Origin of the sequence: Petroclostridium sp. X23, assembly GCF_030013905.1 — a bacterium.
GTDB lineage: Bacteria > Bacillota > Clostridia > SK-Y3 > SK-Y3 > X23.
Window position 1 is genome coordinate 2,044,032 of the sequence record NZ_CP124862.1, and the last position, 12,956, is coordinate 2,056,987.

Annotated in this window: 9 protein-coding genes; 3 read left to right on the forward strand and 6 right to left on the reverse strand. The window is 33.1% G+C overall.

Annotated elements, in window-relative coordinates:
• Positions 1-173 precede the first annotated feature (173 nt).
• From QKW49_RS26030 to QKW49_RS26040, 3 genes are all read left to right on the forward strand, one after another.
• Positions 174-785 carry a transposase gene (locus QKW49_RS26030; RefSeq protein ID WP_349239100.1) on the forward strand — a complete coding sequence of 204 codons (612 nt, stop codon included), beginning with the start codon at positions 174-176 and terminating at the stop codon, positions 783-785.
• A gap of 53 nt (positions 786-838) precedes the next feature.
• Positions 839-1,072 (forward strand): transposase, encoded by a 234-nt coding sequence (locus tag QKW49_RS26035; protein ID WP_349239101.1) that lies wholly within the window; start codon positions 839-841, stop codon positions 1,070-1,072.
• An 88-nt stretch (positions 1,073-1,160) separates the two neighbouring features.
• Positions 1,161-1,436, forward strand: a complete 276-nt coding sequence (locus tag QKW49_RS26040; RefSeq protein WP_349239102.1) for a hypothetical protein — start codon at positions 1,161-1,163, stop codon at positions 1,434-1,436.
• A 166-nt stretch (positions 1,437-1,602) separates the two neighbouring features.
• Here QKW49_RS26040 and QKW49_RS09800 read toward each other — a convergent pair whose 3' ends face one another.
• From QKW49_RS09800 to QKW49_RS09825, 6 genes are all read right to left on the reverse strand, one after another.
• A complete protein-coding gene (locus QKW49_RS09800; protein ID WP_282867364.1) occupies positions 1,603-2,556 on the reverse strand; it encodes a WYL domain-containing protein in 954 nt (317 codons plus the stop codon).
• Positions 2,557-2,884: 328 nt separating this feature from the next.
• Positions 2,885-6,958, reverse strand: a complete 4,074-nt coding sequence (locus QKW49_RS09805; RefSeq protein ID WP_282867365.1) for a hypothetical protein — start codon at positions 6,956-6,958, stop codon at positions 2,885-2,887.
• Positions 6,959-7,269: 311 nt separating this feature from the next.
• Positions 7,270-9,048 (reverse strand): group II intron reverse transcriptase/maturase, encoded by a 1,779-nt coding sequence (gene ltrA / locus QKW49_RS09810; protein WP_282867366.1) that lies wholly within the window; start codon positions 9,046-9,048, stop codon positions 7,270-7,272.
• A gap of 609 nt (positions 9,049-9,657) precedes the next feature.
• A complete protein-coding gene (locus tag QKW49_RS09815; RefSeq protein ID WP_282867367.1) occupies positions 9,658-9,873 on the reverse strand; it encodes a KTSC domain-containing protein in 216 nt (71 codons plus the stop codon).
• Positions 9,874-9,888: 15 nt separating this feature from the next.
• Positions 9,889-11,670 (reverse strand): helicase HerA-like domain-containing protein, encoded by a 1,782-nt coding sequence (locus tag QKW49_RS09820; RefSeq protein ID WP_282867368.1) that lies wholly within the window; start codon positions 11,668-11,670, stop codon positions 9,889-9,891.
• The gene (locus tag QKW49_RS09825) at positions 11,660-12,847 is read right to left on the reverse strand and encodes an SIR2 family protein (RefSeq protein WP_282867369.1); all 1,188 of its coding nucleotides are present in this window, start codon (positions 12,845-12,847) and stop codon (positions 11,660-11,662) included. Before QKW49_RS09825 ends, QKW49_RS09820 begins: the two co-directional genes overlap by 11 nt.
• Positions 12,848-12,956: the final 109 nt, after the last annotated feature.

Below are 12,956 nucleotides of genomic sequence, written 5' to 3' on the forward strand. Positions count from 1 at the left end.
TCAAAAGCAAGTGGAACGCTTGCGGAGTATCCCCCCCGCTGCATTCGCAGCTCGCACCAAGCACAAATAAGTGGTTCTATAAGACCGCACGCTAATCATTGTTTTAGCTACTCGTTAAATGTGTGATGATTCAGTCAATGTCTTCCTCCTCAAATATGAAAGGAGGCAGTGTCATGAAAGTCGTTTATCCTATCTGTTGTGGTGTCGATGTTCATAAGACTTTTCTCGTTGCCACAATCATCACTTCTCAGGGGATTACTCCCCACTATTCCAAAAAGAGGTTCTCCACCTTTAACAATTCCATTCTCCAATTTAAGCAGTGGTTGATTGATAACAACTGCTATGATGTGTGTATGGAATCAACTGGTAAGTATTACGTGCCAGTCTATAACCTTTTGGAAGACACCATCCGTGTTACTGTTGCAAATCCAAAGTGGGTAAAAGCTGTAAAAGGTAACAAGGATGATGTTAAAGATTCCAAATGGATTGGAGACCTTTTCCGTTTAGGTTTAGTTCCGGGAAGTTTTATCCCTGACAAACCAATTCGTATTCTTCGTGAATACACTCGTTACCGTTTCAAGCTTGTTTCCTGTAAAAGCAGTGAAAAAAATCGTTTTCAAAATGCCTTCACTGTTTGCAATGTAGCCCTTGATGCTGTCGTTTCCAACATGTTTGGTAAATCTGCCTCTTCCATCACGGACTACCTGATTAATTCTGATACCTTTGACCCGAAATATTGTACTTCCCTTCTCCAAAAATCACTAAAAAAAAAGCAAATGCTGTAGTTGAATCTATCGAAGGATATCAAATAACTCAGGAACAAAAAGAGCGTATTGTAATGGTTCGTTCCCATCTTAATTTTGTCCAACAGTCCATTGCAGAGCTAGATAAAAAAATTGATAATATAGTCACTCCTTATGAGAGTGCTATTACTCTTCTTTGCACCATTCCCGGAGTTGACAGAACCTCTGCAATTACTATCATCTCCGAGATTGGTATTGATATGTCTCAATTTGCCAATTCCAAGCGTTTGTGCTGCTGGGCGGGTTTAATGTTTAACGCCTGGCAATAATGAATCTGCCGGTAAGAAGAAATCAGTCCGTATAACACGTGCCGGTGTCTACCTCAAACCAGCATTGGTACAAGTTGCTCATGCAGCCGTGAAGTCGGACAAGTCTCCTTACTACAAAATCAAATATGAACGCCTTTATAAACGAAGAGGCAAGAAAAGAGCCATAATCGTTATCGCAAGGATGATACTCACCGCCATTTATAATATGCTTGTCACTGGCGAAGAGTGGAATCCAAGTGATCTTTATAAAATTGATATGCCACAAGAAGTGCTGGAAAAGCAGAAAGAGAAAGCTATTAAACAGGCAATAAAACTTCTAATTGCCCAAGGTGTAATTAAAGCTACCGACATTTCTGTGGCTTAAACTAAAGTTTGATCTTTTCAAGTATCTAAAGATTTCAGTTTAATGTATCCTTTTACCTGCTAAAAATTCCCACAATAATCCAGATATAAGGTTTATTTGGTATTGCCTTTTTTAGGTTTGAGTCACTAGTTTAGTGCAGAATATTATTTTCACGCTACACCTCATTTCATTCAACTACCTGTATGTATTCACTTTGGCTTTTAAGCCACATATCTATTCCCTTTCCGAACACTTCCGCTTCTAAATAGCAACCATCTTTTTCTTCTTTGATTATTTTAGCTGTAGGAAGTCTATCTAATATTGCTTCTAAAGATTGTCCTGAATATTTAAATTTTATTTTTCTCAGTTCACCTCCAAACATAAACTGAATCCTTTTCCGGAATTCACCTTCTTCAAACCTGTCCTTATAAGGTATTTTAAAATGTTCTTTTAGTACTTTAAACGTTACAATTCGGTCTATTCTATATATCGTTGGATACGGATCATTTGGCCTTTCAAATTGTTTCGCTTTTTCTAAGTCATTAATAAATGCTGCTAAGTAGAAATAATATTCCGAAAACATAATAGCCACAGGCTTAATTATCCTTTTAACATACTGTTTATCTTTTAATCTTAAATATTCTATTTCAACTAATTGAGTATTCTTTATTGCAATTCCTAAATCCCACATTTTATCTATAAATTTCATTCTATGTTTTGGTTCTATATAATGAAATTTCTCATTCTCAATTAACTCTTTTACCATTTGATGACTAGTTTTTGGTACACAACAATCTAATAGTTTATCTATCATTGGTACCATCTCATCCTTACGAAAAGCTCTACTATCAAGAAGTATTTTACAAACAGCAAGTACTTCACTATTTTGAAATTTCATTCGACTTATTCTTTCCAGTCTATATCCTTTTTCTTTCCGATCATAAACCATCTTATTTAAGCAACCATCTTCTACTGCCTTTTTTTCTATAAAATTACATATATCACGCAAGTCGCGTTGAATGCTTTTTTCATTAACATTATATCGCGCAGCTTCTTCTGCCTTATTCACTGCATACCCATCTATTAACCTGGCATAAATGTTTAATATCCTTTGATTTTTATTTGTTGATTCTTGTTTCATAAAATCATCTCCAAGTGTTTTCGTACATTCATTATATCAACTCGCTTGGACATATATTGTCTACTTAAATACTTTTTTTACAAATCTCTATACAGATTTGATGGTTTTCGGAAGTTTAACTTTCGAGCATTTCTGTAAAATTATATTCATTTTTCCCATGTTCTCATCATCCTTCTAACAATACCAATCATAGGCAACTTCCACACATTCTAATTTTCTCTGGTTCACTGTTGTATACATATACTCGGCAGTATATGGATAATGCGCAGTTCACAACTCGACAGGATTAATCGGTTATAAACATAACATGAAGTTCAAATGTAATTTATTAGCACAGTAAAAACTCTATACAGTCTATCATTGTATCAAATGTTTTTAAACAAATGTCTTTGTTGCCTAGATATCCATATATTTTTATCACTTCACTAAAACCATCATGCCCACCGCCATGATTAACTAAATAATCGAAGATACTACCTTTTGTTTTTGTATTTTTCAATGCAGAAACAACTGTCATCCAAAAATTGGGGCTATTAGTCGAATATGATATATTACTTGGATAATGTGATTCAGAAAGCACTTTAATAATATCTTCAATATTCCCAATCAAATCAATCGATTTTTTAATAAGCATATCATTAACTTCAAAACTGTCAATTCGATATTCTCTCCTCAATTTACTAATAAATATTTTTAACTCTTCTTTTGAATTAATATCATTGAGGATTTTAAACGTATTATTTTCTTGCTTTTTTGAGCCTTTACTATATTCAATTTCTTTTTCCTTATCAACATCCATTTCTTTATTTCTTGCACTGCATAATTTCGCATATATCTCGTATTCTCTAGCTTTCAATTCTCTGCTCCAGCCTGCATACTCTAATTCATCTATTTCCTCACAAGCCTTTATAAAATATTTATTTTGTACACTACTCGAATAAAAATCACATATTGCTATTCTTAAATATATAGATATTTTGAAATAAAAGCTGTCCCATTCGACCTTTTGATGATACCTGTCAAACGATGCCTTAATATTACTAAGGCAGTTCTCAATATCATCGACACCCCTTCCTCTACAAACTAAGCCACAAGCGAAATCATAATAAATCGAATTGTAACACTCTGCAATACCCGAAATTTGATTATAGTAATATTCAGCTGCATCAAAATCGTATTTTTGTAATAATTCCATAGTCTTTCCATGAACATCATTTTCAATGTGAAACGCATTCATCTTATTTGCAATCAATAAAATCCTATCCGAATAACCAATTAGCTCATCTGTAGAAACCCAGTTATTTTTTAGAATAACTTCCAAACCTTCTAGCAATTTGTAATCACCAATGGTGTCTTTTCTATCATTCATTCTCATCATTCCATTACTAAGTCCCTTTAAAAGTTGTTCGTATCCACCTATTCTATTGTGAGAAGAAGTTATGAATGATAACATAAATAACAAGTCGCTTGTACTTGTGTAATTTATATCTTGATATATTCGGGGATTGTCCAGTTTATTAATGGTTGATATACTTATTAATTTGTTAAACCTTGTTGGGTTAAATAATTTCATTGTATGGTATATGATTAAAAGCCCGCCTTCTTTCATTGAATCGTTAAGATAATCCACTGCTCCTTTTATTGACTCTTCGTCCATATCAGATAATGCAAGAGCTTTACCTAATAGAATTCTGATATAGTAAATCCCTTCTGAATTACCATAAAGATTTTTTTTGATACAACTAACAAACTTAGAAATTGTGTATGATCCATTTATCAATTGAAAATATTGATTATAGGCGTTTACATATTGCCTTACAGCAGAATCTATTTTTTCTGAGTTGATTTGCTCATTAAATGCCATAAGAACAAATCCCACCACATCACAGTGTTCTTTCCAAAAAATTGAGTGACTTTTAAATTCATTAGTGTTCAGATAGCTGGTCACAATGACAATCTCGTCTTCTGTCAAACAACATCCTAATATTTTTTTCAAAGCAAGGCAGAGAATTGTCCCAAATCCTTGCCCACTGATTTGCTCTTTAAAAACCGACGCGAGAGAATTTTTTATGCTTTCATTTTTAGCAATCCTATCTAAACATTCTGGATTAGAAACCGCTAGGACAAAGACGCTTAACTGATTTAAATTCATTTTTGTAACTATATCTGCACACTTATCAGGATAATACAATAAAAGATTGTAGTAGAATGAACTAAGATAAAAAATATCAGTACTAATGTACTCTGCAAATAAATTATCCACATTTATTTCCGTTGATGTTTTAATAATCTTCTCAATCTTACCGTTAATATTGTCCTCAATAACTACTGTTTTAATATACAAAAGGCATTGCCAAACTAGATAATTATCTCTATTAGAAATACTGTTAAAATAATATTTCTTTTCTCTTATAAGTGCAGTAATCTTTTCATAGTTGGACAACAATCTAGCTAAAAATTCTCTTTTATTAAATTTATGCATTAAAGCAATGAGCAATATATAATTAATATAGTTTTGACGAAAATCCTCATTGAACGAAAGTTTTTTATCTTCTGATAATAAAGAAATAATCTTTTGTGGAACATCGTAAAGGAATTTATAAATTGGTATAGCTTTATCTTCAACCACATTTATGAAAATATCATCTGGTAATGCCGCTATTGAGTATATAATCCAGCGAGACCAATAGTAAAAAGCTTTATCTACACCCCAAGCATTATCGTTCCCTAAATAGACATTAAACAATCCAACTTTAAAAGCCAGTGGTATGTTTTTACCACGTATAGCTTTACTCTGTAGATATGGAATGAGCATTTTTTCAAACAAATCGTAGTTAATAATAATATTGTTTTGGCGGAGATAACTCAAGTCTTCCTGTATTTTATTTTCGAGACATAACAGTGTAAAATATTCCGCAAACCGTCTATGTCTGTATGAAAAAGTTTGTGTATTTTCTGTTATAACAGTATCAAAAAAATTATCCGCCATATATGAAACAATTTGATTTGTTGAAGTGTAATCACATTTAGAATAAACACTATTTATTATTTTCTGCAATTCCTTTTGAGTGAAGCAAAACTTTTCATTTTCAAATAAATAAAAAGCCAGTTTTTTATTTATTTCAATAATAGCTTTCTCTTTGGGATTTGGTATGTTTAGTTCTTCTAAATATTTCCTATGGTGTATATCATTTAAAATTGTTGACACGCTAACTTCCATTAAATCTGCAAAATAATTATTAGCTTTAATGTTATAAATATGTTTCCATAAAAGTGCAAGCGTTAATATATCTGTAACACCTTCGTAAAATTGAGTGTTCTTTTCACTCAACTCAATAAGCCTAGTTTTTCTATCATCATCATCTTTGTCGTCAAAATATTTTTGTATTTGTTCTTTATTCAAATTTTCAATTGTGTGTTCTGATATATCAGGAAATGTAGCTTTTAAAATTAATTTATTATAGCTGGATAATCTGGACGATATTATTATTTTTTTAGTTGTTTCTTTTTCTAATAGACTCTCAATAAACAGTAAAGTTGAAGTTATAGCTTTGTTCGAAATTTCATCAAGACCATCAAGCAAGAATATGAAATTATTATTATTCAAATCCGCAACAATATTTCGTTCTACTAAATCTAGCGGCGTATTATTTAAATTAATAAATATGCATAATGCCCCTACATTATCTATCACTTCAAGCTGTTCCTCTGTTGATTCTTTATCATATCCTCCATAAATATTAAATAATTTTCGCATACATACACTTTTGCCAGAACCAGCAGCGCCAGTAAAGAGATGCAATTTATCTTTAGACTTTAATAGTGCCTCACTGTATTCCCTAACTGTTAACACAGTATCGTTATCTAATAAATTTAGCTCGACATACTCTTTTGACTGTATTAGGGTGTTCATTCGGACACTTTTGCTATCAGATAGCTTTTTTAAGATATCTGTTTTCCCAAAATAAAATTCCGCCAAATCTATATTGTTTGGTTGATTTAAACTGATTACAAAATTGTTAGGTAAAAACCATTCTACAGTTATACCTTTCTTTTTGCATTTATCCTCTATGTTTTTAGCGCTTTTGCAAGAAGTTTGTGCCTGTTGATTAATGTATATAATGATATGGTTCAGTTTATCATAATTTGCTAATGCTTTATCAATAGACTCACTAATATTTGCATAATTGATGTTTTTATCGAAAAACTTAGCTTGAAATCCACAATACTTATCATCAGAATTCTTAATAGGCTCTGTTTCCAGACCTACTTGATTAAAGTCGGTGCGAGCCCCTTCTGCAAGATTGTATTTACGGCAAAATAAAAAATAGCATAACATTTCAAATGCTTCTGTTACTTTTGAATGCTTTAATTCAAAAGCTTTCCAATTTATATCTACCATCAATTATTTCTCCTTATCAGTTGTCATTTATATAGATGAAATTTTCAAACCGAAAAGTACGTTTTTTTATAAATTTAGAGTAACATCTTCAAAATTTCTAAAGTTGTCAATAGATACTTTTTTCAAATTGTCTGGCATTTTCACAGTCAAAGACACAATGCTTCTCAAACTAAAACTTCCCATTATTGCTATAACACCACCATTACTGAACTGTCGGCTAAGTCAGAGGGATTACTCCCTCCTTCTCGCCTAAGAACTGTACATGTCACTTTCACGACATACAGCTCAAGCTCTCATTTATCCATTTGTCTTTATGATATTCCTGCAAATCTTAGTTGCCTTATAGTTTTGCAACCTTCCTGTTTGCGTTGTTTTGTCGGAAGCTTACCTTTTAGCGGAAACATTTTATAATATTGTCTGTTGCAATATCCATGTACCAATTGTAAGTTGTTATATTTCCTTGTCCCGCCGTGTATCTCTGGTACTTTTTCTTGTACTACCAGTCTTTCACTAAAATCTGTGATACTTATTTTGCATATAAGGCATTTATAATTCTGCATTTTAGCCATTTTCTGTTTGCTTTTAATACTGTTTCTATTGAATTCCTTTTCATCCCTACGCTCAAAATATTCTTTAAGGCCAACATCATATGGTGTTGCTCTGAATTTAATAAGAATATGCCTAACTATTGGTATCCATGACATTCTTGTAAGTTGTTTGTGTTCTTTTGGATCAGTCAGTATCCATCGATTTTTGCTTTGCCCCGTTATATCTGGCTTGTAGTATCTATCTATTATCCAAGTCTTGCTTTTCTTTGGATGTAGATACTTTAAAAATATAAATGTACACCCCCAGATATGGTGGTCAATATATGAATATGTCTGTTTTGCAACCGATGGCGACCAGTAGTTACCTATACCTCTAATAATGGGATTAAGCTTGTCTATTACTGCACTAACGTTATTGCCTTTCAGCTTCTGTATTTCCTTTGAAATGGTTTCTTTACTTTTCTTGATAGACTCCTTTGATGGTTTTATCAGCAGTTTTTCACCCTGACATGTTTGATACAATCTTACATTAAAACCCAGAAAATTAAAGCCTTCGTCTATTGTTACTACTCCTGTTTTTTCTTTTGATAACTCCAGACCTCTTTTTTCTAAATATGGTTTTAATAGTCCATAGACATCTTCCGCATCTTTTTTCGTATTACACATTACCACAAAATCATCTGCATAGAACACTAATGTATATTTGGTCACATTTGTATAACATGCAATTTCGCCATTGCTTTTCGCAGGCTTATACTTTATTCCAAGTATATCCTCCATACCCATTAATGCAATATTCGCAAGTAGCGGTGATACAATATTGCCTTGTCCAGAACCAAATTCGGTTTCATTGAATACACCATCGTCAACATATCCTGCTTTTAGCCATTTGCCTATCAATTTACCATATGGGAATTCTTTTATCTGTTCCATAATGTAATCATGATTTAAATTATCAAAACAACCTTTAAAATCCCCTTCAAAAATCCATCTTTTATTGCCTCTACAGCAGGATAGAAAAATTCTTGCAATAGCGTCATGACACCCTCTTTTAGGTCTAAAACCATATGATATCGGTTCAAACCTTGCCTCCCATTGTGGCTCCAGTGCTCCTTTAATAATATTTTGATATATTCTGTCTCGCAGTGTAGGTATACTAAGTGGTCTTAATTTTCCGTTTTTCTTTTTGATATAGGTTCTGTGTGACGGTTTTGGATTGTGTTTTTCTATATCCAATTTTGATAAGTCATAGAACAATTTTAATCTATCTTCGTTGGATAAAGCTATCTCTCCGTCCACACCTGCTGTCTTTTTGCCCTTGTTAATTTGCGTAACTCTTTTTATAGATACCATTAGCATTGCCTTACTTCTTACTAAGAGTCTTTGCAGATTTCTTACTTTGCGTTTATCACCAAGACATTCGGCACGGTATATCCGCTGTTGCAATTTCTCTACATACCTGTTAACATGGAACCAGTCAATAAGTTTCCATTTGGTATCGGGAGATAATGTGGACTTCCTATAATTTGAAGTTTTTCGCATCTGTTACCTCACTTTTGAAATCTTGCTTTTCGTTTTATTCCGTGTTGATTACCAATTGGAAGTCAGCACCCTTTCAGGTATGTAATTTAACATTATTCGCCCAGTTATTTCTTATTCCTGTTGGTTTGCACCCTGGCGACCTTTGCTTTTTCCAACGCTCCGTTATCCTCTGAAGATTGTATCTTCCTTACGGTTGACCTACCATTAATGGACTCCATAGGACTTACCAAGTTCAGCTTCTATTAGATACGGTTGGGTTAGGCTTATTCAATACACCGGCAGATATGTAGGTAGTAACATACGTACATGCGAAGTTACGTTTTCTAATCTACAATACAATGGCTAACATATCCCAACCATTGCTGCTAATGACGATGCTTAATCGTAAACCATACCAACCTTTCCCATGATTGCCATGGATACTAGGCAATCAGTTAGGCGTTTCCTCATGCAACCCACCTCAGGGTTACTCCTGACGCAGTTTCAGATGGGAATATCCCTACTACTAGGACATCAGACACCAGTCTGTACTAATTTTTCAAGAAGAAGCCGCTTCTTGTCGCACACCAATTATTAGCCTAATTGGTAGTTGATAATGGTAACCTTGAATTAACCAACTCTATTTTCAGTATATCTACCTCTAATATTTGCATGGAAATACTTCCCGATCGAAAGTGCACTCTCAAATTCGTACCAGATATATTCTGGTACATCAAAGTACTGCCAAAGCTGTCTGTTAGATTTAAATTCAATTTCTAGAATTGCTTGTGAAAAATCATATCCAATACTTGTTATCATTGTTGATTCTATATAAGTTCTTTCCATTTCATTAACCCCTCTTTATAATCTTTGTTCCCTAATCTTTGTTACAACAGCCTTATAACAATCAAGTTCACATGCAAATTCCTCCTTCCAGCATTTAGCCAATTTAGGATCGGCACTATCAGGTCTAGGATTTTGCAATGGCAGCTTTACTCTTGAAGGAATCTTTATTGCTTCTCCAACAATAATGGCTTCCCCAATGCGTAATGATGGTAATAAATCAATTAAACTATTCATATTATCCGGCGCGAGTGATTTTACAATAGATTGATCTGAAGAATTCGTTAATCTCAAAGCAATAAATGTTCCTACTTGAGCTAAGATTGTTTCCGAAATTTCCGATGGCCGCTGAGAGATAACTAATGCTCCAACGCCAAATTTACGGCCTTCTTTAAAAATTCGTTCCGCTGCAACTTTCGAATAACTTGTACTATCATCATTACCAAGATATGAGTGAGCTTCATCATAAGCTAATAACAAAGGCCTACTTCTACCAGTTTTCTTTTCGTTTCTCCCCCAAAACATACTGTCGTATATAAATCTTGTTATTAAACCAACCGTAATATCTAATACTTCAAACGGTATATTACTTAAATCAAGAATTGTAAGACGTTCTTCATTTCCTATCCATTCATTAAGTAAATCATGCAAATCTTTAGGTGAGTTTTCATCTTTATAATCACCAGGATGAAAAAGGAAATTATACCTACTATCTCTTAATCTATTTAATAATCTTTTTTCATATGAGTAGTACTCATTATGTTGGCTTTTATACGGCGGAGCATTATTTGCAGTATCTAGATGCGACTTAAACTTAGCACCCTTTAACTCTTCGAAATTGCCAGTATCTCCATCTACGATATATTTCATTGAGTCTTCTTTCGTCTGCTCATCTTTCTTGGTAGATGAAAAGCTTGCGTTTAACCACCAATTCATTTCATGCCAAACTTTTCTAGAGCTAAATGGAATTGGTGAATCTGCAGTAATAAAATTCTGATTTACATTCCCTGCCTTTAAACTCCAATGTTCACGCTTATACTGTGTTATTAATTCTCTGAACATTCTATACTCTGGCCTTTGATCATCAGTAGGTTTGGCCCCAACAAGGAAATAAGCTAATTCATCAAAATTCATAAGCCAAAACGGAATGTATAGAGGATTTCTTTCATCATTTATTTTGAATACTTTTGCCTCTGGAAATGCCGATTCATATTCGCCATGTGGGTCAATTAACACGATTCTAGCATTATTAAAATCTTTAATTATCTGTTTAAGGACAGTAACAGTTGTATTAGATTTTCCACTTCCAGTAGACCCTAAAATTGCTGCATGTCTTAACACAAGTTTATGAATATCTACGTAAACCTCTAAATTATCACATGATGAATGTTTTCCAATTGTTATCGCGCCATCGTCCCTTTTACCATAAATCTCTTCTAAATCAGTATCAGTAACAATATGTACCTCATCATTAATGGTTGGATAAAGTCCTATTCCTTTCTCAAACAAGCCGTTTCCAACTTTCTCACCTATTAAGTTTACAGTTAAGAACCTTGAACCCACTTTTTGTTTAATATCACTATCATTTACTTTACTTGGTGTATTACTCACACTAGCTACAATTCCATATGAGTTTATATTACCAACAGGTATTTTTACAAAAGTGCCAATCTGTCCTATTTTATAAACTTTTCCCCTAATAATAGGACTTGACGATGGAATTTGGTCACTTACTTCTACTTCAACAATACTTGAATCTACTCTAATGATTTTTCCAAGGAAGGTAATTTCACTTTCCATTGATAACCTCCCCAATCCTATTAATTCTTCCAGAGCTTATCAATAAAAAATTGACTAGCTTTTTGAAGTCTCCAAGAATAAGTTTTTCTGAAGACTTGTCCCAATATGTATCGCTTTGATCAGTATTACCAACGCTTTCATCATACTTCCATTCGTGGACTTTACCATTTAATATTATAAGCTTAGGACTCATTACACATAAATTTAAATATGATGTGCAATATTCTTTCATTGCTTCAATTTGATCATCAGAAAAGCAGAAAACTATTGAATATAATCTTGGATTTTGCCGTAGACCATTAAAAATAATTTCGTTTATATGCTGGTCAGAAAACGAATATCCAGAAAATATAAATAATAATTCCCCTTGAAGTAGATAGTTTTTCAACCGATCAAAATAAGCAATAAAGGGTTGTTTGCGTGACAAATTATATTTCTCTTTAGATGGATAAATAACTAACTCATTTTCCGGCGAACCTATTTTCCCAATTCTTATAATTTTCGAACTCTTTGTTGATGAATCTTTTCTAAACTCCCAATTTAACGAGCCATGGAGTTTCCATACTCTTACCCAGTTATAAGTCAAGTCGCTATGTCCTACAAATGCTTCAATACTCTCAGGCCAAAAGAACGGTTCGTAGGCTCCTACAAATCCATCAAAATATGGAACATTATTTTTCTCCATTGCCCTTTCTATTAACATATCATAGTTAGTTGTAAAGATTTCTTTTACATAGTTTCTATTCCATAAATCTAGCCATGCTATAAATTTTCTTAATTCAGATATATCTGCTTTTTCCTCTTTCTTCTTAATAATTTCAAAGATGTTCTTGCAAATTGCTTCATCTAATTTTCGGGCATTTCCTCCATTTATACCATCATATTCACGATCTTTAAGTTCTCCAGTAATATCCCTGATTTGACGAATATAGTTAAGTATTTCTTCCACACTAATGTTTTTTCTGCCATGAAGCCCTTCTAAGCTAATTTTGAGTTTCTGAAAATATGCCTTCATCTCACTTTCAAGCATAGCTTCAACTTCATTAGTAAGTGAAATAACATTAGGTAACCCAAAAGCACATGAAGTTCCAGCCCCAAAGAAGAATCCAATATTTTTTGAGTAAGATAATAGCTTTTTAAACTCCTCTATTTCTTGTATAATGTTTATGGCTTCCATTTTCATCCCCCACTCATAATCATCTTACAATTTTATAAGTTTATAGGCACATGTTCATGAATACGCTGTATCTTTATGCGATAATTTTTTACCAATACAACTAATCATC

Coding starts and splice junctions, on each gene's coding strand:
- ltrA (WP_282867366.1), bottom strand. CDS start 9,048: ATGCGAAAAACTTCAAATTATAGGAAGTCCACATTATCTCCCGATACC.
- QKW49_RS09825 (WP_282867369.1), bottom strand. CDS start 12,847: ATGGAAGCCATAAACATTATACAAGAAATAGAGGAGTTTAAAAAGCTA.
- QKW49_RS09815 (WP_282867367.1), bottom strand. CDS start 9,873: ATGGAAAGAACTTATATAGAATCAACAATGATAACAAGTATTGGATAT.
- QKW49_RS26035 (WP_349239101.1), top strand. CDS start 839: ATGGTTCGTTCCCATCTTAATTTTGTCCAACAGTCCATTGCAGAGCTA.
- QKW49_RS09820 (WP_282867368.1), bottom strand. CDS start 11,670: ATGGAAAGTGAAATTACCTTCCTTGGAAAAATCATTAGAGTAGATTCA.
- QKW49_RS26030 (WP_349239100.1), top strand. CDS start 174: ATGAAAGTCGTTTATCCTATCTGTTGTGGTGTCGATGTTCATAAGACT.
- QKW49_RS09800 (WP_282867364.1), bottom strand. CDS start 2,556: ATGAAACAAGAATCAACAAATAAAAATCAAAGGATATTAAACATTTAT.
- QKW49_RS09805 (WP_282867365.1), bottom strand. CDS start 6,958: ATGGTAGATATAAATTGGAAAGCTTTTGAATTAAAGCATTCAAAAGTA.